The sequence below is a fragment of the Lacrimispora brassicae genome (assembly GCF_054772055.1).
Genome location: NZ_BRYH01000003.1, coordinates 90,734 through 112,686 on the forward strand (window position 1 = coordinate 90,734; position 21,953 = coordinate 112,686).

21 protein-coding genes and 1 riboswitch are annotated in these 21,953 nt (G+C 45.5%); of the genes, 13 read left to right on the forward strand and 8 right to left on the reverse strand.

Translation table 11 applies throughout. The annotated features are described in order from the left end of the window. Positions 1-8 precede the first annotated feature (8 nt). Both ACYVD3_RS01705 and ACYVD3_RS01710 read left to right on the forward strand, forming a co-directional pair. A complete protein-coding gene (locus ACYVD3_RS01705) occupies positions 9-1,112 on the forward strand; it encodes a glycoside hydrolase family 172 protein (protein ID WP_460641030.1) in 1,104 nt (367 codons plus the stop codon). A gap of 51 nt (positions 1,113-1,163) precedes the next feature. Further along, on the forward strand, positions 1,164-2,495 hold the full coding sequence (locus tag ACYVD3_RS01710; protein ID WP_460640778.1) for an extracellular solute-binding protein: 1,332 nt from the start codon (positions 1,164-1,166) through the stop codon (positions 2,493-2,495). A gap of 64 nt (positions 2,496-2,559) precedes the next feature. On the opposite strand, the gene ACYVD3_RS01715 is transcribed toward ACYVD3_RS01710, so the two are convergent. From ACYVD3_RS01715 to ACYVD3_RS01745, 7 genes are all read right to left on the reverse strand, one after another. Further along, positions 2,560-3,888 (reverse strand): ATP-binding protein, encoded by a 1,329-nt coding sequence (locus ACYVD3_RS01715; RefSeq protein ID WP_460640779.1) that lies wholly within the window; start codon positions 3,886-3,888, stop codon positions 2,560-2,562. A 4-nt stretch (positions 3,889-3,892) separates the two neighbouring features. Next, on the reverse strand, positions 3,893-4,600 hold the full coding sequence (locus tag ACYVD3_RS01720; RefSeq protein WP_460640780.1) for a LytR/AlgR family response regulator transcription factor: 708 nt from the start codon (positions 4,598-4,600) through the stop codon (positions 3,893-3,895). A gap of 126 nt (positions 4,601-4,726) precedes the next feature. After that, positions 4,727-5,263 (reverse strand): rubrerythrin, encoded by a 537-nt coding sequence (rbr, locus tag ACYVD3_RS01725; RefSeq protein ID WP_460640781.1) that lies wholly within the window; start codon positions 5,261-5,263, stop codon positions 4,727-4,729. Between the two features lie 89 nt (positions 5,264-5,352). After that, positions 5,353-5,895 (reverse strand): NADH peroxidase, encoded by a 543-nt coding sequence (locus ACYVD3_RS01730; RefSeq protein ID WP_460640782.1) that lies wholly within the window; start codon positions 5,893-5,895, stop codon positions 5,353-5,355. A gap of 111 nt (positions 5,896-6,006) precedes the next feature. Then, the gene (locus ACYVD3_RS01735) at positions 6,007-6,402 is read right to left on the reverse strand and encodes a Fur family transcriptional regulator (RefSeq protein WP_460640783.1); all 396 of its coding nucleotides are present in this window, start codon (positions 6,400-6,402) and stop codon (positions 6,007-6,009) included. Between the two features lie 175 nt (positions 6,403-6,577). Then, positions 6,578-7,516, reverse strand: coding sequence for a LysR family transcriptional regulator (locus ACYVD3_RS01740; protein WP_460640784.1), 939 nt, complete (start codon positions 7,514-7,516; stop codon positions 6,578-6,580). Further along, a complete protein-coding gene (locus tag ACYVD3_RS01745) occupies positions 7,513-8,238 on the reverse strand; it encodes a phosphatase (RefSeq protein ID WP_460640785.1) in 726 nt (241 codons plus the stop codon). Before ACYVD3_RS01745 ends, ACYVD3_RS01740 begins: the two co-directional genes overlap by 4 nt. Positions 8,239-8,439: 201 nt before the next feature. Here ACYVD3_RS01745 and ACYVD3_RS01750 point away from each other — a divergent pair, with 201 nt between their 5' ends. The 10 genes from ACYVD3_RS01750 (at position 8,440) to ACYVD3_RS01795 (ending at position 19,124) form a co-directional block, all read left to right on the forward strand. Beyond that, positions 8,440-9,372, forward strand: a complete 933-nt coding sequence (locus tag ACYVD3_RS01750; protein ID WP_460640786.1) for a S1 RNA-binding domain-containing protein — start codon at positions 8,440-8,442, stop codon at positions 9,370-9,372. A 308-nt stretch (positions 9,373-9,680) separates the two neighbouring features. Beyond that, positions 9,681-10,364 carry a GTP pyrophosphokinase gene (locus ACYVD3_RS01755; protein ID WP_460640787.1) on the forward strand — a complete coding sequence of 228 codons (684 nt, stop codon included), beginning with the start codon at positions 9,681-9,683 and terminating at the stop codon, positions 10,362-10,364. Between the two features lie 161 nt (positions 10,365-10,525). Then, complete coding sequence (locus tag ACYVD3_RS01760) at positions 10,526-12,325, forward strand: glycerophosphodiester phosphodiesterase family protein (protein ID WP_460640788.1); 1,800 nt, start codon at positions 10,526-10,528, stop codon at positions 12,323-12,325. Positions 12,326-12,339: 14 nt separating this feature from the next. After that, the gene (gene dtd / locus ACYVD3_RS01765; protein ID WP_460640789.1) at positions 12,340-12,789 is read left to right on the forward strand and encodes a D-aminoacyl-tRNA deacylase; all 450 of its coding nucleotides are present in this window, start codon (positions 12,340-12,342) and stop codon (positions 12,787-12,789) included. A 59-nt stretch (positions 12,790-12,848) separates the two neighbouring features. Then, entirely contained in the window at positions 12,849-14,243 is a 1,395-nt protein-coding gene (locus ACYVD3_RS01770) for an aminopeptidase (protein ID WP_460640790.1), read from the forward strand. Between the two features lie 177 nt (positions 14,244-14,420). Next, positions 14,421-15,518 (forward strand): trigger factor, encoded by a 1,098-nt coding sequence (gene tig, locus ACYVD3_RS01775; protein WP_460640791.1) that lies wholly within the window; start codon positions 14,421-14,423, stop codon positions 15,516-15,518. Positions 15,519-15,662: 144 nt separating this feature from the next. Beyond that, entirely contained in the window at positions 15,663-16,247 is a 585-nt protein-coding gene (locus ACYVD3_RS01780; protein WP_460640792.1) for a xanthine phosphoribosyltransferase, read from the forward strand. Then, complete coding sequence (locus tag ACYVD3_RS01785; protein ID WP_460640793.1) at positions 16,244-17,041, forward strand: HAD-IIB family hydrolase; 798 nt, start codon at positions 16,244-16,246, stop codon at positions 17,039-17,041. Before ACYVD3_RS01780 ends, ACYVD3_RS01785 begins: the two co-directional genes overlap by 4 nt. 878 nt (positions 17,042-17,919) lie before the next feature. After that, positions 17,920-18,669: an RHS repeat-associated core domain-containing protein gene (locus tag ACYVD3_RS01790; protein WP_460640794.1), complete on the forward strand. Its 750-nt coding sequence runs from the start codon at positions 17,920-17,922 to the stop codon at positions 18,667-18,669. 98 nt (positions 18,670-18,767) lie between these two features. Then, complete coding sequence (locus ACYVD3_RS01795) at positions 18,768-19,124, forward strand: RDD family protein (RefSeq protein ID WP_460640795.1); 357 nt, start codon at positions 18,768-18,770, stop codon at positions 19,122-19,124. A 355-nt stretch (positions 19,125-19,479) separates the two neighbouring features. Here the strand turns inward: ACYVD3_RS01795 and ACYVD3_RS01800 are convergent, their stop codons facing one another. Beyond that, positions 19,480-20,889 carry an NAD(P)/FAD-dependent oxidoreductase gene (locus ACYVD3_RS01800; protein ID WP_460640796.1) on the reverse strand — a complete coding sequence of 470 codons (1,410 nt, stop codon included), beginning with the start codon at positions 20,887-20,889 and terminating at the stop codon, positions 19,480-19,482. Positions 20,890-20,900: 11 nt separating this feature from the next. Next, a riboswitch (purine riboswitch) is annotated at positions 20,901-20,996 on the reverse strand. A 384-nt stretch (positions 20,997-21,380) separates the two neighbouring features. On the opposite strand from ACYVD3_RS01800, the gene pth reads away from it, so the two are divergent. Then, complete coding sequence (pth, locus tag ACYVD3_RS01805) at positions 21,381-21,947, forward strand: aminoacyl-tRNA hydrolase (protein WP_460640797.1); 567 nt, start codon at positions 21,381-21,383, stop codon at positions 21,945-21,947. Positions 21,948-21,953: the final 6 nt, after the last annotated feature.

Below are 21,953 nucleotides of genomic sequence, written 5' to 3' on the forward strand. Positions count from 1 at the left end.
ATACAATGATGCAATCAATTTTCGGGGGCCTTGGTATGCTCTCCCAGGCAAAGTATGGGAGGAGCCGAGCCATCAATGCAGAAAATCCATACGGAGAAAAGGGAAGGGGCGGCATGGCCGCCAGCCCCTTGGGGCCCTCCAGGAAAGGTTCTCCCTGCATCCGGGGTCTTGCTCCGGGAAGTGTGACCACCCTGGCGGAGATGGAAGGGCCGGGGATCATTCAGCATATCTGGATCACGGTAACGGACCGGACGGAGCTGGATTACTATGTCCTGCGGGATCTGGTGCTGCGCATGTACTGGGAGGGAGAGGAAACCCCTTCGGTGGAAACTCCTTTGGGAGATTTCTTCTGCTGCGGGTTTGCAAGAGGCTGCCTGGTCAATTCCCAGCCGGTAACGGTCAACCCCACCAGGGGAATGAACTGCTATTTCCCCATGCCCTTCCGCAAAAAAGCAAAGATCACCATAGAAAACCAGCATGGAGCCCAAGTGCCTGCCTTTTTCTATCAGGTGGATTACTGCCTGGTGGATGATCTGCCGCAGGATACCCTGTACTTCCACGCTCAGTGGAGGAGGGAGCGCCTGACTGAAAAGCAGAAGGATTATACTGTCCTTGACAATGTAAAAGGAAAAGGGCATTATGTAGGTACATACATGGCTTTGACAACCCTGGAACGTTACTGGTGGGGAGAGGGAGAAGTGAAATTCTATCTGGATGGAGATCAGGAATATCCCACGATCTGCGGAACGGGAACCGAGGATTATTTCGGCGGGGCATGGAGCTATGGGGCTCAGGTAAACGGAAAAACCGTGGAAAATACGTATTGTACGCCATTTATGGGATATCCTTACTATTCCAGTCATGACGAGGGTGTACATAATTTTTACCATAACGATGATACCATGCCTCAAAGGGGATTTTACCGGTGGCACATCATGGACCCCATTCTTTTTGAAGAGGATCTCCGGGTGACCATTCAGCAGATCGGAACCTGCCATAAGGGAAATTTTGAGCGGCAGGATGATGTGGCAAGTGTTGCTTACTGGTACCAGACCCTGCCTCATGAGCCATTTCCGGAGCTTATGAAGAAAGAAGACCGGTGGCCCAGATAAGGAGAAGCATTGGAAACTTACCCTGTGCAGAAATAAAAATGGAGAAAGGCTATGAAAACTCAGGATCCAAAAAAAAAGTATTCCAAGCACCGCTGTGCTGCCTTTTTTATGGCTGCCTTTATGGCAGTCTGTTTCTCCATGGGCTGCAGGCGGACAGGGCCTGAAAGGGACCGGGGAGAAACACAGGAAGCTCCCCATGGGACGGACAGGGAGGCATACCAGGATGAGATCACCATCATGCATATCGATGCAGGAAAGAAGGAGTTTGAAGCCTTTCTTGAGGAAGCGGAAAAGGCATTAAATATGAGGATCCATACGGTGGAATGCCCCATCAATGCAGATTCCAGACATGCCAGGATCTCTTCCCTGCTGGCAGCAGGAGACACATCAGTTGATGTGATCAGCGTAAACGACGAAATGATCAGTGAATTCAAGCAGGCAGGCTATTTGGAGTCTCTTCAGGATGATGTGATGAATGATCAGGTGGTCTCTCATTTCCCTCAGGAATATTTAATGGAAATGGCAATGGATGGGGATCAGATTTATTCTGTGCCCTATATGATGGACATTCTGATGCTGTGGGTTAACGATGAATATTTAAAGAAGGCGGGGTTAGCGGATGTCACCACGCAGGAGCGCTTAAATAAGTTTTTATCCATGGATTACGGAGAAGGCTGCTATGCTTACGGTGGGGCGTGGGAGAAGACCTACGTGTATAATGAAATCGGAGAATTCATCAATCTGTTCGGCGGAAATTATTACGACTGGAGCAACCCTAAGACAAGGGAGGCCATGGAATTTTTAAAAAACTGTGTGGAAAAGGGACATTCCCCCATTGATCAGCTATTGGACCAGTATGAACAGTTGGAACAGAAATTTATAGACGGAAAGTACGGAATGGTCTTTTTGTGCAGCGGCACCATGAACACTTTTGTGGATTCAGGAGTTTACGGAGAGAATAAGATCCATTTGACACCTCTGCCTGATCTGGGAGGCAGGACCACCTACATTGCCACCTGGCAGTATGTCCTCAATAAGGCTTCCCTTCATAAGGAGGCGGCCCGGAAATTCCTGGCCTATGCAGCCAGCCGGGAAGGCAGCATCAGCTATGCAAAGAAGATGAACCGGATGCCTGCAAGAGAGGATGTAATATGGGAAGAGAATTTCGATATTGCAGGCTATAAGGAAATGCGGGATTATTTAAAAACCACCAGAATGCAGGCCAGATTCATGCCAAAGAATTCCATGGAATATGTGGCGGATTTGGGGGTCTTGTTTCAAAAATACATTGCCGGAGAAATGGATCTGGATGAGTTTTGTATGAAAATGCAGGAAATGGTTGATAAAAACAGGAATAAAGGAGCAGGAGGGAGAAATTCATGATTCTCCCTCCTGCTCCTGTTATGGGCCGGGCTGCAGTAATTCTTCGTTCTTTTCCGCCTTATATTCACCATCCCGGCATTTCTTCCTGGAGGGGAATAAGAACCTGAAGGCGGAACCAGTTATCACTGGAAGAAATGGTCATGGAACCGCCGTATTTCTGAGCCGCGGCCTGAATGCTCTTTAAGCCGTATCCATGATACAGCTTATTACCCTTTGTGGTAGGGGGAAGGCTGTTGGAAGTCATGGAAAGGTGGTTTTCGGAATAATTTTCACATTGGATCATTAAAAAACGGTTTCGTTTGTATATGGAAAGGGTGGTCAGCCTTTTTTCAGGATCCTCAAACTGGGAAACGCATTCAATGGCATTATCCAGGGCATTCCCAAAGATGGAGCAGATGTCTTTCACGTGAAGGAAGGAGATCAGCTTTCCGTCGGCCATGAAGGTAAAGGTGATTTTGTTTTGGGCACAATAGGTGCTTTTGGTGGTCAGCACCACATCAAGTACCTGGTTTCCCGTGTTGGCCAGGGCTTCCTGGGTGAGAATGGCCTTTTCCATTTCCGATAGGTATTGTTCCCTTTTTTCAGGATCCTTTTCCGCCCGGATGGCGATCATGTAATGCTTTAGGTCATGGAATTCACGCCTTAACAGTTCCATGTTATCAATGGCCATGCGGTACTGGTCGTACTGGCGCTGTAAGACCACGTTCATGGCATGGTTTTCCCCCCGGACCCGCAGCTCCTTTCTCCTGTTTTGCTGTGCAAAAAGCATTAGAAGCCCTCCGAAATCCACCAGGGTTCTTACATAGAGCAGGGAGCTGGCAGCGCTGGAAAAAGGGGTATTTGGCATGACAAAGCTGATATTGCTCATAAGAAAAGCCCCAAGGGCAATGGAAACAGCGCCAAGAAGTTCCTTCCGTTCCACTTCCATTCCTTCATCCTTTGAAATGTGCTCTTTTTCCAGAAAATAATATCCTGTATAAAGGCAGCCATAGGAAACTGCCATGATTAAAACGGATAAGGTCCTGCTCACCCGTCCGGAGCTGAGAGCCCACCATACATACATCTGCCACTGAAAGGAGGCCGCAAACTCCGCCAGAACAAAGGCCCGGACACAAAGGAATCCCGTATCACAGGGAGAGATCCGGCAGGAAGCATAGATGGAAAAATACATCAGAAGAATGGCAGTGATCATCCCTGGAAACCACAAATACAGGGGAAGGACGCCGGCGATTAAGTGGAGAAGGAAAAACAGGCCCAGCATGACTGCAAAAGAAGCGGCCAGACCCGGTCCCTTAAGCCGTCTGCGAAGCATAAGGATGTAGCTGATGCAGGCGCACCATTCGGCCAGTGCGGTAAAGGGACGGGGGGTATTCATCAGTTCGCCAAAGTTCATCGGTTTATCCTCCCATATAATCAGCCAGGCATTCCATAAATGATTTTTTCCGGCCCCTGCTTATGGGAATTTGTTCGCCGGAAAGAAGCAGCACATCACCCGGCAGGCAGCCTGTCACATGCTTTAGATTGACAAGGTAGGCATTGTGGCACTTGGCAAAGCCAAAGGTCTTTAAAGCCTCTTCCATACGTTTCATGGGCCCGGAAGCTACAAAATCCCCCTTGTCCGTATGGATGAGGACATGGTGAAGCTGGCTTTCGATATAATGGACGGAGTCTGTGCTAAGCCTCATGGTGCCTCCATCCGTATCGACATTCATATAGTGTATTGCCTGTCTTTTTAAGATCCTGCGGACGGCTTTATTTAATATTTGTGAAAAGGACAGATAAGGAACCGGTTTTAATATATAACCAAGGGCATCCACCATATACCCCTCCACGGCAAACTGAGCGGAGGAGGTAATAAAGATGAAGATCACATCCTCATCCAGCTCCCTGATCTTTTGCGCCGCCTTCATACCGTTTAAATATTTCATCTGAATATCCAGCAATATGATATCATAGCTGGCAGTATAATCGGATACGATATCAAGGCCGTCGGTAAAAGCCTGTACCTGAAAGCTGGCGGAATGGTCTGTTTCGTACCGGGCAAGGTAGTTTTTCAGCGTTTCCACATATTCTGTTTCATCTTCTACAATAGCGATTTTAATCATATTTTTGCCCTCAAACCGGTCATTCATTTACTACCTTAAAAGTATAGCATGAGCCCCGGAAAAATCCAAGGTATTTTAAAGGGGCGGAACCTATTGGTCCCGCCCTGACTGACGTAACAGATTGTATTAATAATTTTCCACTTTTCTTTCAAAATAAGCCTTAGGATGAGCACAGGTTGGACAGACTTCCGGAGCATCCGGTCCTTCATGGATATAACCGCAGTTGCGGCACTTCCAGCCAAGAGGAGCATCTCCCTTAAAGGTTTTATCGTTCTTTACGCTGTCAAGGAGCTTTAAGTAACGTTTTTCATGAGCAGCTTCTACTTTTCCTACGAATTCAAATTTAAGAGCCAGTTCCTGAAAACCTTCTGCCCTGGCATCCTCAGCCATTCTCTTATACATATCGGTCCACTCGTAGTTTTCACCGGCAGCGGCATCCTCTAAATTCTCTTCCACAGAACCAATGCCATGCAATTCCTTGAACCACATCTTGGCATGTTCCTTTTCCTGGTCGGCTGTTTCTAAGTACAGGGAAGCCATTTGCTCATAGCCGGCCTTTTTAGCAGCAGACGCATAATATGTATACTTGTTCCTTGCCATGGACTCGCCTGCAAAAGCATCTTTTAAGTTCTGTTCTGTTTTTGTTCCTGCGTATTTGGACATCGTATAAACCCTCCTGATTTGAATTGTGAATGATCTGTACTTTGCAAACAGGGAGCGGAAGATTCCTTCTGCCGCTCCCCAAAGATGTATTAACCGAAATATCTTTCCAATAAGCCCTTGAATGCTTTGCCGTGACGGGCTTCATCCTTAGCCATTTCATGTACGGTGTCATGGATTGCATCTAAGTTTAATGCTTTTGCACGTTTTGCAAGGTCAAATTTACCGGCAGTTGCACCATTTTCAGCAGCAACCCTTAATTCCAGGTTTTTCTTTGTGCTGGAAGTTACGCATTCGCCTAATAACTCTGCAAATTTTGAAGCATGTTCAGCCTCTTCCAAAGCAGCCTTCTCATAGTATAAACCGATCTCAGGATAGCCTTCTCTGTGAGCAGCTCTTGACATTGCAAGATACATGCCTACTTCGGTACATTCACCTTCAAAGTTAGCTCTTAAATCCATCATAATGTCTTCCGGAGAACCCTGTGCGACACCGATTTCATGTTCGCAAGCCCAGGACATGTTTTCATCCTGTAACTTAAATTTTTCAGAACCAGCCTTACAGACTGGACAGAACTCTGGAGCTGTCTCCCCTTCGTGAACGTAACCGCATACAGTACAAACCCATTTCTTCATGATCTCATGTCTCCTTTTTATTTTATAATTATTTTTGTATGTTTAATGGCAATCAATAATAGTAATGATTACTGATATTAATTTAGCACATCTTTATCCTGGTGTCAAGTGTTATCGATAATTATTTTCAAAACAGTCTTTGCAGGTGCCGTAGAAATAAATGGTGTGACTGTCCACCGTGCCGTCTGTCTGCTCCTGAGCAAGTTGGTTGATGCCATTCAAATGCTCCAGTGGCAGGTCACTGACCTTTCCGCATCTTTTGCATACAAAATGGTAGTGGGGGGAGGTGTCCGCATCGAAGCGGTCTGCGCCATCGCCACATGTCAGCTTTTTGATTTCCCCCAGCTCAACCAGAAGGTTTAAGTTGCGGTAGACAGTTCCTAGGCTGATATTGGGATATTGTTGGCGGATCAATGTGTATAGGGCATCGGCAGTGGGATGGTCGTGCCTTGCCATTAAACAGGCTTTAATGGATTCCCGTTGACGGCTATACTTTAATGTTTTCATGGCCGCTCCTTTTCTATAAATAATAATTATATTAGTAATTGTTACTATTTAATAATATAGGATTTCCGGCTTTTTGTCAATCCATAGTTAATATTTGGCAGCATTCCCAGGTGTCCTTCTAAAAAAAATTTATCCGTCAAATGATGAGTGGAATGTCTGAACAGTAACAAATTGTCTATATGTTTTCCCTTGCGATCCGTATGAATTCCTCCGTGGCCCGGGATAAATATCTGCCTTTGTGGCGGCCGAATGCCAGAACGCCGTGACTGCGCCTGTAATTTAAGGAAAAGTAATGAAGTCCCGTTTTTTTCATTGCGGCATCGCCGGTGCTTCCGCTTCCGGACATGAACATCTTAGGATAAAAGGTGATTCCCATGCCTTTGGCTGCAAGGGCAAGCACTGTTTCAATGTTTTCTGTCTCCAGCAGGACGGAAGGGGTGAGCTGGGCTTCCTCAAAAATTTCATCGGCAATGGTGCGCACCCGGTTTCCCTTGTTGATGAGAAGGTAGGGACAGTCCTTTAAAAGCTCCACGTCCGCATTTTCTCCCAGCACGTTTATCATCTCTTCCTGCTGTCCCGGAAAATACCGGTCCAGGATCTGGTCAGGAACCACCAGCAGGATCTCCTCATCACAGATGGGGACGGTTTCCACATGCTCGGCTTTAAAAGGAAGAAGGTCGATCATCAGATCAATGGTTCCATGGATCAGGGCAGTGCTTAATTCAGAAGAGTTTCCTTCCACAAGATGGATCTCAATGTTAGGGAATTTTTCCTTGTAGGCGGGAAGGATGGCAGGGAGAAGGAAGCGGCCCCTGGTATGGGAGATTCCGATGGAAAGCTGTCCGGTGGTAAAATCCTTGATATCGGCCAGCTCCCGGTAGGTTTCATCCTTTAGGTCCAGCATCTGCTTTGCCCGTACCTTTAAGGCGCGGCCCGCATAGGTCAGGGTAAGGGGCATGGTGCGGTTGAAAAGCTGCACATCAAACTCCTTTTCCAGATTGGAAATGTGGCTGCTTAAGGACTGCTGGGAGATGTACAGCCGCTTGGCGGCACGGGTGATATTAAGCTCCTCTGCAACCGCCAGAAAATATTCCAGGTTCAGGAAGTTGATCATAAATAAGCCTCCAGCTTAGGAATATAAGGAAGAAGCTTTTGAAAGGAACTGTTTACAATAAGCTCTTCCGGGAAATTCACTTCTTTAATAAGCTCCCAGGCTCTTATATGGTTTCCCACATCAGCTTCCGTGTGGGCATCGCTGTCAATGATGACGGAGGCCCGGTAGCGCTTGCACAGCTCCAGCATGGTCCGGTAGTTTTCATCGGCATTGATTCTGGCGCTTAATGGATGAAGGGAGCTGGAATTAACCTCCAAAAGGGTGTGGTTTTCAGCGGCAGCGGAAACAATGGTGTCGTAATCCACGGGGAAACGGCTGTCATCAGGGTGGCCGATGATGTGGATCAGGGGATTTTCAATGGCCCCCACGTAGGCCCTTGTATTTTCGGCAGAAGTTCCGTTTTTGTAGCATGGTTCATGGAGGCTGGCAATGGAGTAGTCCATTTTTTCCAAAAGCCCTTTTCTTAAATCCACCCGTCCCGTGTAATCCATAATATTTAGTTCAACGCCCATGAGGATGTTCACTCCATAGATATTACGGGGGATCACCTTAAAATTTATAAAATAAAACTCGTGGCATGTCCCTGGCATTTTTGGTGCGTGGTCCGTAGAGCCCAGAAGGGCAAGGCCCTTTTCAGAGGCAGATCTGGCCATTTCATATAAAGTGTTGTATGCATGTCCGCTGGCTACTGTGTGGGTATGCAGGTCCATTATGTCGTTCATGATTCTTGTCCTTTCTCTATCAGCGACTGAAGGAATGCTCCTTTAGTGGAAAATATTTCATATTAAGGAATGTTTTTGTTCCTATAATACAAATATAACATATTTTTACTAATAAAACTATAGAAATATCAGGCGGGATGTGATAAATATATAGTTAGATTTTATGCAGAACACAGTATTTTATGAGTGGAGGAGATTTCAATGAGCGAAGAGATGAAAGCAGCAGACGGAACCGTAGAAGTAATGGAAACCATGGAGACTTACGCCGCTGAGCTGGAAGCGTCCTTTAAAAAAGTAAAAGAGGGAGATGTTCTTACCGGAACCGTTATCAGTGTAAACGAGGACATGGTCATTCTGGATTTGAAATATTATGCGGAAGGCATCATCAGTAAGGAGAATTTAAGCAATGATCCGGAATTTAACCTGTTAAGGGAAATCCAGCCTGGAGACGAGATTACGGCTGCGGTCATAAGCACCGACGACGGGGAAGGGAATATCGTTTTGTCCAGAAAGCTGGCCAATGACCAGTTGGCCTGGGAAAAGCTTGGTTCCATGCTAAATGACCGCACCATTGTCAAGGTTAAAATTGCTGAGATCGTAAAGGGCGGAGCAGTTGCCTATCTGGAGGGGATCCGGGGATTTATACCGGCTTCCAAGCTGGCGGGAGAATATGTAGAGGACTTAGAGGAATATAATGGAAAGACCATCGACGTCACGGTCATCACCGCTGACGAGGAAAATAAGAAGCTGGTGCTTTCAGGTAGGGAGCCTGCCCTCATGAAGCAGAAGGAAGAAACAAGCAAAAAGATCGCAAAGTGCCAGCCAGGGTCTGTCATGGAAGGTACGGTGGACAGCTTAAAGGATTACGGCGCGTTTATTAATCTGGAAAACGGACTTTCCGGCCTTCTTCACATTTCACAGATCAGCAGCCAGAGGATCAAGCATCCCGGTGTGGTGTTAAAGGAGGGACAGACGGTTAAGGTCAAGATCCTATCCATTGCGGATAACAAGATAAGCTTAAGCATGAAGGCTGTCCAGGAGGAAGAGGAGGCCAATGTGGAGGTCTTTGATTACAAGGAGGAAGGTTCTGTATTTACAGGGCTTTCTGGCCTCTTAAAGGGTTTGAAATTTTAGAAAGTCGGGAAAAGGGATATAAAATGCCAGGTTTCTATGGTATAATGAATGCAAGCGTTCATTATCTTGTGGCATTTGCCAAATGCCGCTTTAGCGGTCCTTGGTTCATTGCTTTCATGATATACTATTCTTAAGGAGCAGGGGCCGCCGTGGGATGGGCTGCCCCTGTCTCACTGACTTGCGGGGGCAATGAGCCGAAGGAATATGCTGCATATTCATTGGGCGAATGCCGCGGCAGCTAAGAAAAACTCTTAAAGCGTTTTTTTCTTAGCTGGGAATACGGATGCGAGAGAGAGGGGGAATGTGGAATGAATATTCCCAAATCATTTAACCAGGTCGATCAGTGGAAATCTGTGATGTTTTTGTATGACTCGGCATTAAAGGAAATCAGTACGAAAATTGAGATACTTAATAATGAGTTTGTGCATATCTACAATTACAACCCCATTGAACACATCAAGTCAAGGCTTAAGACTCCGGACAGCATTGTAAAAAAGCTGAAACGGTACGGCTATGACGTGACGATCGACAACATGGTGGAAAAGTTAAATGATATTGCAGGGATACGGATTATCTGTTCTTTTACATCGGATATTTACCAGATTGCGGAGATGATAACAAAGCAAAGCGATGTTACGGTTCTTTATGTAAAGGATTATATTAAGTATCCAAAACCAAACGGTTATAAAAGCTATCATATGGTGATAACCATTCCCATCTACCTGACGGATGGGCCGGTGGACACAAAAGTGGAGATTCAGATCAGGACAGTCGCCATGGATTTCTGGGCAAGCCTGGAGCATAAGATATATTATAAGTTTGAAGGAAATGCTCCGGCGTATTTGCAGCAGGAGCTGAAGGCTTGTGCTGATGTGGTGAATATGCTGGATGGGAAGATGTTTTCCTTAAACCAGGCAATTCTGGAATTAAGTGAGGCGCAGCAGCGGGAGACAGCAGGAGAGAACATGATGGATGAGGAAGATTACACTTAAAAGATGCAGCCTCAACGGTTCCCCTCGCTGAGGCTGCTTTTTGCGCGAACAATGAGCCGAACGAATATGTCTGCATATTCATTCGGCGAATGCCGCGGCAACTAAGAAAAACTCGCAATGCGTGTTTTTCTTAGTTCTCTCCGGAAAAAGAAGGTTATCCTATGAGTACATTAACAAAAGACACCTGGAAGCTCATAAAGTTCAATCAAAAAAATGCGTTTGTTTTTGAATTGCTGTTTCGGCTGGTCACCACCACCCTGTATCTGCTGCTCTTAAACAAAGGCCTTTTATTTGCGCTGCGGATGGCCGGATACAGCTATCTGACTGCGGCCAACATCGGCTATTTCCTGTTAAAGCCCTGGACGGTCCTTATGTTGGCCGTAATGGCGGTGGTGGGGATTCTGATCCTTACCCTGGAGACCGGCTGCCTTCTGACCTTGTATGAGGGAGCCTTTTACTCCAGGAAGCTGAAACCCTGGGAAATCCTGGCAGGAGGCTTTTTTAAGCTGGTTCTTGAGGTGCGCAGGAAGAACTGGCGGTTAGGGCTTCTGATTCTGGCAGATTACGTGCTTGTGAACCTGTATCTCATATACCAGATGCTGACTCATGTAAAGCCTCTGAATTTTGTCATATCAGAGGTTTTAAAAAAGCCTGTGGGAAGGCTGTCCGCCGGGCTCTTTCTGATGCTCCTGCTTGCGGTTGTCATTCCGGGAGTCTATTCCTTCCACGCCTGTATGGTGGAGCAGAAAAATTTCCGGGATGGCTATTTCAGAAGCCTGTGGCTGTTAAGGCGCCGGATCTTTAAAGTGGTGGTCCTGCTGTCCGTTTATTATGCGGCTGCAGTGGCAGGACTTTGGCTGGTTTACGCCTTCTGTGTGCTGATTGCCGCCGTAGGAGTGACCCTGTTTACGGACAACAGCCTGGCTCTGGCCATCCTTCCTGCGGCATGTGACCGGATCGAGCTGGTGCTGATATTTTTGACCAGCATGTTCCTGACCGTAGGAAACTACGGGGCTTTAAGTGTCCAGTATTTCACCTTCACCAGCAGGCTTGTAAAAAAGCGCAGGATCAGCGATTATCCCGGAGGCAGGTACGGAGACGGGAGGCTGGCAGCCCTGTTTATGGCAGCAGCGGCTGCATTCAGCCTGCTTTCTCTTTTTGGAGTGGTGCGGAACGGTTCTGCAATTACGGCTGATATGCTCAGCGTGATACAGATCACCGCCCACCGGGGCAGCTCCAGGGAGGCCCCTGAAAACACCTTGGCAGCCATGGCAAAAGCCTTGGATGACCTGGCGGATTTTGTTGAGATCGATGTTCAGGAAACAAAGGACGGAGTGGTGGTCCTGGGCCATGATGGCAGCTTAAAAAGAGTGTCAGGAATAAACCGCCCCATCAGTTTCTATACCTTTGAGGAATTGCAGAAGCTGGATGTGGGAACATGGTTTTCCGCCGATTACACGGGCGAGCGGATCCCGTCTTTAGAAGAGGTCATGGAGTTCTGCAAGGGGCGGATTAACATAAACATTGAGATCAAGGACTTAGGAAGCAGCAGCGGGCTGCCGGATAAGGTGGCGGAATTAATTGGGAAACACCAGATGAAAGAACAGTGCGTGGTGACCTCTGTCCGGTTTTCCTATCTGGCCAGGATCAAGGAGCTGGACCCTGAGATCCGCACCGGATATATTATTTCAGCCGCCTATGGAGATTATTATTCCAGCGATGATATCGACTTTATCAGCCTGCGTTCCAGTTTTGTAAGCGAACGGCTGGTAGAGGCTGCCCATGAAAAAGGAAAAGCAGTCCATGCCTGGACCGTGAACAGCAAAAGCGAGATGGAGCGGATGAAGATGCTTGGAGTTGATAATATTATAACGGATTACCCGGTGATTGCCAGAGAGATCGTTTACCGGAAAGCCGCCACTGAGAGCCTTTTGGAATACTTAAGACTTGTATTAAAATAGACAGGAGAATGGATATGAAGATTGTTTTGCAGCGGGTCGCCCATGCAAAGGTCACCGTTTATGAAGAGCAGATCGGCGCCATTAAAAAAGGCTTCCTGCTCCTTCTGGGAGTGTCTGATACGGATACGGAAGCCATTGCCGGTAAAATGGTTGATAAAATATGCAAACTGAGGATCTTTCCCGATGAAAACGGAAAGACCAACCTTTCCTTAAAGGATGTGGGAGGGGAGATTCTGGTGGTCAGCCAGTTTACCCTTTATGCGGACTGTAAAAAAGGCAACCGCCCAAGCTTTGTGAAGGCGGGAGGCCCCCAGCTTGCAAACCGCCTTTATGAATACGTGGTGGAGCGGTTAAAATCCTATGGAAACAAGGTAGAGCATGGAAGCTTTGGAGCCGATATGAAGGTAGAACTTTTAAATGACGGACCGTTTACTCTGGTCCTTGACAGCGAAGAAATCTGTTGACCAGCAGCAGAACCACTTTGGGCAAAAGCCCTTAAGAAAAAAATGGAGGAATTATAACAATGGAAAAAACAAAAGGACAACAGCTACAGGATGAACTGACATTCAAATTTCCGCATATTGCAAAGGAAGCGCCTTCTCAGCGTGAAGAAGCGGAGCTGTTCTGTGAGGGCTATAAAAGGTTCCTGGATAACGGAAAGACTGAGCGGGAATGTGTCAGAGAAGCTGCGGCAATGCTTGAGATGCAGGGATACCGTCCCTTTGAAGAAGGTAAGAGCTATAAAGCAGGCGATAAGGTATACTTTGTGAACCGGGGCAAGTCCATCATTGCAACCACCTTCGGCAAGGCGGGACTGGAGCAGGGGGTGCGAATCAACAGTGCCCATATCGATTCTCCAAGGCTTGATTTAAAGCCCAACCCTGTTTATGAAAAGAACGACCTGGCCTATTTTAAGACCCATTATTACGGCGGAATCCACAAATACCAGTGGGGAACCGTTCCCTTAGCCATTCACGGAGTGGTGGTAAAGAAAAACGGTGAGATTGTGGAAGTAAACATCGGGGAAAAGGAAGGCGATCCCGTATTCTGCGTGACCGATCTGCTTCCCCATCTGTCAGGAGAACACAATGAAAGAAAATTAAGAGATGGGTTAAAAGGAGAAGAGCTTAATGTGCTCATCGGATCCATTCCATTTATTGACGAGGCGGAGCTTAAAGACCCTGTGAAACTGCTGGCCTTAAAGCTGCTTAACGAGCGCTACGGGATCACGGAGGCAGACTTCTTCCGGGCGGAGATTGAGATGGTACCTGCCCAGAAGGCCTGTGACGTAGGGCTGGACCGGAGCATGATCGGTGCTTACGGACAGGATGACAGGGTATGCGCCTATACGGCCCTGATGGCGGAGATTGATGCCAGCATGCCGGAGTATACTACGGTCACCGTTCTTGCGGATAAAGAGGAAGTAGGTTCCGGGGGAAATACCGGCTTAGATTCCGACTTTGTACTTCATTACATAGAGGATCTGGCTGCCATGGCCCGTGTTGATGTAAGAAAAGTGCTTAGAAATTCCATCTGTCTGTCCTCTGATGTCAATGCGGCTTATGATCCCACCTTTGCCCAGGTATACGAGGAGCGTAATTCCTGCTTTTTAAACAAGGGCTGCGTTCTCACCAAGTACACCGGAGTCCGTGGAAAATCAGGTTCCAACGATGCCAGTGCAGAGCTGATGGCAAAGATCATTGCCATGATGGAGCAGGAAGGCGTTTACTGGCAGATCGGAGAGCTTGGGGCCGTGGATCAGGGCGGCGGCGGCACCATTGCCAAATATGTGGCTCATATGGATGTGGATGTAGTGGATTTGGGAGTTCCCATTCTTTCCATGCATTCTCCCTTTGAGCTTTCTGCCAAGCTTGATGTATACAATACATACAAGGCATTCCGTGGGTTTTATAAATAATGGTACCGTTGGCCATGCCATTTATGGATTTCATGGGTATGAGCCAAACCATTAAGGAATTTTGAAATTTTTGTTAATTTCGGGAAAAAGCTTTTTTTACCTTGTCCGATATGGTATAACTGACTGGAAGCAGTTTTATGATTAACTATTAAAAATAGAAAGAAAAAGGATTGTATTATGAAGAAAATTTTTAAAATTTGTATGTGCGGTATGGTTGCAGCCGCCCTTATTTCCGGATGTGGCAAAAAGCCTGCGGCAAAGCCGGCAGAGACGGAAGTGACAGAAGCAACAGAATCAGCGGCACAGGAAACTGTGGCTGTGGAGGATCTGACGGGAATGGATAACGGAACTGTCACCCTGGGAAATTACAAGGGGATTGAAGTGACCAAGGATCCTGTGGAGGTGACCGATGACGAAGTGAACCAGGCGGTTCAGAGTGATTTATCCGCCAATGCAAAGGATGCAGAGGTGGACCGGGCTGTCCAGAATGGTGACGTGGTCAATATTGACTATGTAGGCACAAAGGATGGCGTTGCGTTTGACGGCGGCACTGCCCAGGGCTTTGACTTAACCATCGGCTCCGGCCAGTTTATCGAAGGCTTTGAGGAGGGACTTATAGGAGCCAAAAAGGGGGACAAGAAGTCCATAAACCTTACCTTCCCGGAAAATTACCAGAGTGCAGACCTGGCAGGAAAAGCTGTGGTATTTGATGTGACTGTCAATTCAGTTAAGGAAGAGCAGGTTCCGGAATTAAACGATGCCTTTGTTCAGGAGAATACATCCTTTAAGACAGTGGATGAATACAAGGAAGACAAGATGCAGACGCTTTTAAAGAATAAGAGCGATGAAGCAGACCAGAAGGTGAAGAGCGACATTTACACGGCCATTTTAAATGCCTCTAAAGTGGAACCAAAACAGGAAGCCATTGATGCCAATTTCAACAACCTGATTGCCAGATATACAAACCAGGCAGCATCTTACGGCATGGATTTTAAAACCTTTGTAGGAGCATTTTCCGGAATGGGAGAAGAAGACTTTAAGGGAATCGTAAAGACCCAGGCAGAGGCCACCGTAGAGCAGAGACTGGTAGTCAACGCCATTGCAGAAAAAGAGGGAATTGTGATCACCGATGAGGACCGCAAGGAAGTTGCAGACCAGATGGGCTATGAAAGCGTTGAAAAGATGATCGAGACTGCAGGCCAGTTTGATGTAGATGATTATATTATGAACAACAAGGTAATCGATTTCCTTACAGAAAATGCGGTTGTTAAATAAAATTCACGAAAGCAACGAGCAGTGCGAAATGGGGCATAAGAAAATTTTCTTCTGCCCTGTTTCATAGGGCAAATGCCCGTGAGCCGGTGAAGCCTTACAGATTCACCGGCCACACTGCGGATTCTATAAAGAGGAGGAACCTTTATGCAGCTTTTAAAGGACAGAATACGGAAAGATGGAAAGATCAAGTCCGGTGACGTGCTGAAAGTGGACAGTTTTTTAAATCACCAGATGGATATCAAGCTGTTCGTGGAGATCGGGAAAGAGTTTAAGAGACGCTTTACTGATTATGAAGTCAACAAGATCCTGACAATTGAGGCTTCCGGCATCGGCATTGCCTGTATCGTGGCCCAGTACTTCAATGTACCGGTAGTATTTGCAAAGAAATCCAAGACAAAGAACATAGCAGGCGACGTATACACTACCTCGGTGGAATCCTTTACCCACGGAAGGACCTATGACATCATGGTTTCCAAGGAATTTCTGGGAGCCGGAGACAAGGTATTGCTCATCGATGATTTTCTGGCCAACGGAAAAGCTCTGGAGGGTCTGGCTGCAATTGTAAAGGATTCCGGCGCAAAGCTGGTGGGTGCAGGGATCGTGATCGAAAAGGGCTTCCAGCCCGGAGGGGACCGTTTAAGGGCGGAAGGAATCCAGGTGGAGTCCCTGGCGATTGTGGAAAGCATGGATGAAACCACAGGAACCATATGCTTTCGGGGTGACCGATGAGTGAAGGAAGAAAGGCCCTTTTTTTCGACATTGACGGTACGCTTTTTTCCGAGGTGAACCGGAACGTGCCGGAGAGTGCCAAGCTGGCAGTTGAACGGGCGCGGGAAAAGGGCCATCTGGTATTCATTAACTCCGGACGGACTCATTGTCTTATCGGACCCATTGAAAAGCTCATTGAGGTGGATGGCTACTGCTGTGGATGCGGCACCCGTATCGTTGTGGGGGACCAGGTCCTTTTCTCTGCGGCCATCCCTCATGAGCGGGGGATGGAGATCAAGGGCATCATTCAGGAATATGGTCTGGATGGGGTTTTAGAGGGAACGGAAAGCTGCTATTTCAGAAAGGGAACCTCCCGCTTTCCTCAGTTGGAGAAACTGAAAGAAATCGTAGAACAGGAAGGGAATCTGTCTCCCTATGGCTGGGAGGAAGATTGCTATGACTTTGATAAATTCTGTGTCTTTTCAGATGAAAAAAGTGATTTAAAAGGCTTTTCCCGGGCCCTGGGACTGGATTTTGCGATCATTGACCGGGGCAGCGGATTTTATGAATGCGTTCCCTCAGAATATTCCAAGGCAACGGCTATTGAGCTGCTGTCAGAACATTACGGCATTGCCCTGGAGGATGTCTATGTGTTCGGTGACAGTACCAATGACCTGTCCATGTTTGAATATGCCAAAAACTGCATCCTTATGGGACATCACAGCGTGGAGCTGGAGCCTTATGCAACCTTTTATACAAAAAACGTGGAAGATGACGGAGTGGTTTATGCCATGAAGAAGCTGGGGCTGGTATGATTACCACGAGCTGACAGGCCTTTGTCATAAACCCGGAAATAAGAAAACAGACAGACAGGGAGCACTGGCAGGTGCTCCCTGTCTGTCTGTTTTCTTATACATATATAAAAGGATATAACGTTGATAATGCAGATATATGGTCATACCACTGCGACCGATACTTTCCGCTATATAGGAATAGAACAAGATAGAAAGGATAAAGCATACCAAGAATTAAATTTCCATCTATAAATAAAAAGCCCCCTAAAACCGTCTAAAAGCCCATATTTTAGGGGGCTTTGGCAATTTTTGTTTTAAGAATTGGATTGAGATTATTTCCATATAATAGTAGAATACATGTAATATAAAAAATATAATTTTACATGTATTTATATTTTTAAAATTGTTTTTATCTTTATTTTTCAAGAGTTTAGTGGCATTTTATAAGTAAATAAAAATGCACAAAAAATCATTGAGGTATCTAGCCCAATGATTTATTTTTTTATCAAAATTCATAGTGTGATTAAAGACTGATGATCTTTACTGTTCTTGCATCCTCATACACTTCATATAAAAGCTGTGCTTTATATTAACTCTCAGGGAATACGCTCCCTGTAGATCTCCCTGCAGTTTTTCATAAGATGGCGGCTTTTGGTATGGATTATTTCTGATAATATCAATTAAATCCTTTGCTTTTTTTCTAATTTGGCTGCTTTTATCATTGGGATATCATTTGTCACCTTTTTGGTGTAAACAATTGAATACATTACCATTCCACCTCATTATCTGATATACACTCTTCAAGTGGTGTGTTCATACCCTCAATAATTTTCCCCCTCATGCCTGGCGTTGAATTAAGGTATAAGGCCTCCATAAGGCTATTATAATCTTCCTCACTAATGATAACAGTAAGTTATAATCCGAATCTGGAAAGTCAATATTTAAGGGCAAGATACTATGATACGACACTGGGAAGCTTCTATAGTGAAGACCGTTATTTGGGAAATGTGCTTGACCCATTAAGCTTGAATCGGTATAATTATGTGAAGAGCAGTCCTTTAAATTACACTGATCCTACGGGGCACTTTAGTCAGAAAGATGTTAATAAAGTAATTACAGATCATTTTGTAAATGTGTATAATAGTAGTAAAGAAGCCACAAAGCAGGCATGGAATGAGGCTTTGGCTGATGTGAAACAATTGGGTAAAGAAGCATTAACTACTTTAGACAGGGTTTTTGATGCTAAAATGGAATCTGGAATGGGTTTTGGAGGAAGTGTAACTGTAGGCAATATTTCAGCTAAGGCAGAATATAAAATAATTAAAGAGTATTATGAATCATTAACGCCAGTTGATAAAGAAGTATTCTATGTAGGATTAATGTATGCTAATACTTATAAAATGGGAATTGAGGCATCCTCAAACAATCCTTCTTACGCACCTTTTAATTTAAGAGATTTAGAGTTGAAATTAGGATTAGATAAGTATGAAGCAAGTGTGGATGTTGATGAGGATATTAAATTCAAATTAATAGGTCTTGATTCTTATATGTCTATAGGAGGTGGAATAAGTCTTGATTTAAATGTTAGTGAGCTTCTAAGGCTAATGGATATGTTATCCGAACGGAGAAATGCTTGTTCTGGAAAATAGTTTTTATGAAGAACAAAAGAAAAAAATTGAGTGTTAATGTGATTTAAAAGAAAAAACTTTAATAGTAAAAAAATTTTATGAAAAGGAGTTTTAAGATTGTGAGAAGATTGGCTGCAGCAATTATAGATTTTTATGTATGTGGATTTATTATAATGTTCGTAATAATGGTATTGAGTATAATAACAGGAGGTCCTTTATCATATTTTATAAATATTTTTATTGTCATAAATTTTGGATATACCTTTATTTTTGATTATTTTTTTAAAGGAAATTCTGTTGGAAAGAGGTGTATGAAAATAGACATTATTATACCCCCAAAAGGCAAGTTAAAATATTCAATATTGCACGGACTTTTAAAAATTCTCATAACAATCCTCTGGCCACTCTGTGCTTTGATTTATTTTATAATGGGTTTTAAAATGCCATATGATAAATATATGATGAATATTTACTAAGGCGAGGGCGTCCACCGTGAGGTGGAATCTGAAGGAAACTGGGGAATTACTAACCAGTGGACAAATCTCCGATCTGACGGACAGAAATCACATCAGGCTAGACTGCCTTGGAGAGTATGAGATCCCTAAACAAATGATAGAAGATAATTCATCAGAAAGAGCAAAGCTAACAAAATCCCTGGGATAAACATTCCTGGGATTTTGTTAGCTTTAACGCAGCCGGATCCCTGGCATCAGATCCAGGGGCTTCCAGATTCCTGGTTAGAGCGGCCGGATTCCGGCAGCAGCTTTCCGTGTTTGTGTATCTGCGATATGGTTAATGTATACTTATGTGGAAATTTTCTTATCTTACGTCTTAATTCATAGTAGCCAGAATGCTTCTGGCCACGCTTAAGCCATTGGCAGATGCCTGCTGAAGCCCTCTTGTTACGGAGGCGCCGTCGCCGATGGCACGAAGGCCTTCCACGCTGGTTTCAAAGTCAGCGTTGACCACCACCTTGTTGGAGTAGAATTTCACCTCTACGCCGTATAACAGGGTCTCATCGCTGGCAATACCAGGAGTCACCTTGTCCAGGGCAAGAAGCATTTCTTTTATGTCAACCATAATGCGGTGAGGGAATACAAGGGATAAATCTCCTGGGACCGCATCCTTTAAGGTGGGGATCAAATTGTTGCGGCATAAGCGCTCTTCCGTGGTGCGTCTGCCTCTCTGGAAGTCTCCGAAGGTCTGCACCAGGATCTTGCCGTCGCAGAGCATGTTGCTAAGCTGGGCGATCTGCTTGCCGTATTCAATAGGGGTCTTAAAAGGTTTTGTAAAGTTTTTGGATACCAGGATGGCAAAGTTGGTGTTGTTTGTCTTGTATTCCTGGGATTTATAGGCATGGCCGTTGACAACCGCCAATCCGTTTTCATAGTATTCTGTGGCTACCTCACCGGAAGGGTTGGTACAGAAGGTACGGACCTTGTCGTCAAAGGTGGGGGTATGGTAAACAAGCTTGGCCTCATAAAGGTTCTTATTTAAAAATTCCATAACCTCATCCCGGACCTCTACCCGGACACCGATGTCCACGGTCCCCACTTTTGTCTCGATCCCGTGGTTTTCACAGATGTGGCTGAACCAGTCGGAGCCTTCCCGGCCGATGGCAGACACGATTTCCGGCGCATAACAGACTTCTTCTTTGTCGGTGATAACGCCTTTTGCTTTATTATCTTCGATGATGATATCCTTTACCATCGTATTAAACGCCATTTCAACCCCCTGCTCCAATAAGTGCTCCTGAAGGCGGGTGTAGATTTTATAGCCTTCTTCTGTTCCCAAATGGCGGATGGGACATTCGATCAGCTTTAAGTTGGCTCCGATGGCCTTACGTCGGATCTCCTGGATCTCCTTCTGCTTGTCAATGCCGTAAACATTGGTGTCTGCGCCGAATTTCAAGTAAATGTTGTCTGATTCCTTCAGCAGCTCCACTGTTTTATCATATCCAAGTATTTCAGGAAGGTTTCCGCCAACATCGGGAGATAAGGATAATTTTCCGTCGGAAAATGCTCCGGCTCCTGCAAAGCCTGTGGTGATGGAGCATGGTTTGCAGCCTACACATGTTTTTGTCGTCCTCTTGGGACAGGTCCGGTTTTCAATCCGGCGGCCCTTTTCGATCATAAGGATCTTAAGGTCCGGTTTTTTCTCGATCAGCTCATAGGCACAGAAAATACTGGAGGGGCCTGCACCGATGATGATTACATCGTAATTTTTTGAAACATCCTTCATGAACATCACTCCTTTTTCCTTCTAACCCTTATAGTCAACTATTATGGTAGTTGGTAGAAACGCTCAACCGATTATGAACTTATATAAGCGCAACAATTTTATTCTATCATAATGGATACGGAAATGACAAGGGATATCCATGGTTCGGATGAACTTTTTTATATGTATTTTTAAATCCTCCGGTTGATCTTATTTCTCCCCCTATGAAGCAGGCGGTTGATTTGGGATAGGAGCGGAAGGTGATGGGCTGGGATAAATCCTCTTCCGAAACAAAATTATTCTTAGCAATAACTGAAAGAATTTTGTTTTTCAACTGTTTAAAAGCACAAAAGGGCGTGTATGCCTTTACATCTTAATAGGGAACTGTTAAAATAAAAAGCAGCGTTAGACCCCCTATATGGGGAAATCTAACGCTTTTCGGGCGTTTGCAATATCTAAAAAGTCATGAATCGGAACTGTAATTAATATAGACAATAGTAAGGAGAAGCATCATGTATATTATCGCAGGATTAGGAAATCCCACAAGGGAGTATGATAAAACCAGGCATAATGTAGGATTTGAAGCTGTGGACATTCTGGCGGACAAACTGGGAACCAGGGTGACGGAAAAAAAGCACAGGGCATTTTGCGGAACCGGAAGGATCGGATGGGAAAAGGTCATTTTATCAAAACCCCAGACCTTTATGAATTTAAGCGGCGAAAGCATCCGGGCTATGGCAGACTTTTATAAGGTAGAGTCTGACCACATCATCATCATATGCGATGATATCAATTTAGCGGAAGGCCAGCTAAGGATCCGGACAAAGGGAAGCGCCGGAGGCCATAACGGCTTAAAGAACATCATAAGCCATCTGGGAACCCAGGAATTTTTAAGGATCCGGGTGGGCGTGGGAGAAAAACCAAAGGAAATGGATCTGGCGGACTATGTCCTGGGCCGTTTCCCCAGGGAGCAGGAAGCGGTCATGGCCCAGGCCTATAAGGATGCGGCAGAGGCTGCCATCATGATGGTCACAGAAGGAGCGGAAGCGGCAATGAATTATTTTAACAGAAAAAAATAAGGAGAT

Excerpts from the sequence above, each read along its gene's own strand:
- ACYVD3_RS01705 (WP_460641030.1), top strand. The coding sequence starts at position 9 with ATGCAATCAATTTTCGGGGGCCTTGGTATGCTCTCCCAGGCAAAGTAT.
- ACYVD3_RS01710 (WP_460640778.1), top strand. The coding sequence starts at position 1,164 with ATGAAAACTCAGGATCCAAAAAAAAAGTATTCCAAGCACCGCTGTGCT.
- ACYVD3_RS01715 (WP_460640779.1), bottom strand. The coding sequence starts at position 3,888 with ATGAACTTTGGCGAACTGATGAATACCCCCCGTCCCTTTACCGCACTG.
- ACYVD3_RS01720 (WP_460640780.1), bottom strand. The coding sequence starts at position 4,600 with ATGATTAAAATCGCTATTGTAGAAGATGAAACAGAATATGTGGAAACG.
- rbr (WP_460640781.1), bottom strand. The coding sequence starts at position 5,263 with ATGTCCAAATACGCAGGAACAAAAACAGAACAGAACTTAAAAGATGCT.
- ACYVD3_RS01730 (WP_460640782.1), bottom strand. The coding sequence starts at position 5,895 with ATGAAGAAATGGGTTTGTACTGTATGCGGTTACGTTCACGAAGGGGAG.
- ACYVD3_RS01735 (WP_460640783.1), bottom strand. The coding sequence starts at position 6,402 with ATGAAAACATTAAAGTATAGCCGTCAACGGGAATCCATTAAAGCCTGT.
- ACYVD3_RS01740 (WP_460640784.1), bottom strand. The coding sequence starts at position 7,516 with ATGATCAACTTCCTGAACCTGGAATATTTTCTGGCGGTTGCAGAGGAG.
- ACYVD3_RS01745 (WP_460640785.1), bottom strand. The coding sequence starts at position 8,238 with ATGAACGACATAATGGACCTGCATACCCACACAGTAGCCAGCGGACAT.
- ACYVD3_RS01750 (WP_460640786.1), top strand. The coding sequence starts at position 8,440 with ATGAGCGAAGAGATGAAAGCAGCAGACGGAACCGTAGAAGTAATGGAA.
- ACYVD3_RS01755 (WP_460640787.1), top strand. The coding sequence starts at position 9,681 with ATGAATATTCCCAAATCATTTAACCAGGTCGATCAGTGGAAATCTGTG.
- ACYVD3_RS01760 (WP_460640788.1), top strand. The coding sequence starts at position 10,526 with ATGAGTACATTAACAAAAGACACCTGGAAGCTCATAAAGTTCAATCAA.
- dtd (WP_460640789.1), top strand. The coding sequence starts at position 12,340 with ATGAAGATTGTTTTGCAGCGGGTCGCCCATGCAAAGGTCACCGTTTAT.
- ACYVD3_RS01770 (WP_460640790.1), top strand. The coding sequence starts at position 12,849 with ATGGAAAAAACAAAAGGACAACAGCTACAGGATGAACTGACATTCAAA.
- tig (WP_460640791.1), top strand. The coding sequence starts at position 14,421 with ATGAAGAAAATTTTTAAAATTTGTATGTGCGGTATGGTTGCAGCCGCC.
- ACYVD3_RS01780 (WP_460640792.1), top strand. The coding sequence starts at position 15,663 with ATGCAGCTTTTAAAGGACAGAATACGGAAAGATGGAAAGATCAAGTCC.
- ACYVD3_RS01785 (WP_460640793.1), top strand. The coding sequence starts at position 16,244 with ATGAGTGAAGGAAGAAAGGCCCTTTTTTTCGACATTGACGGTACGCTT.
- ACYVD3_RS01790 (WP_460640794.1), top strand. The coding sequence starts at position 17,920 with ATGATAACAGTAAGTTATAATCCGAATCTGGAAAGTCAATATTTAAGG.
- ACYVD3_RS01800 (WP_460640796.1), bottom strand. The coding sequence starts at position 20,889 with ATGAAGGATGTTTCAAAAAATTACGATGTAATCATCATCGGTGCAGGC.
- pth (WP_460640797.1), top strand. The coding sequence starts at position 21,381 with ATGTATATTATCGCAGGATTAGGAAATCCCACAAGGGAGTATGATAAA.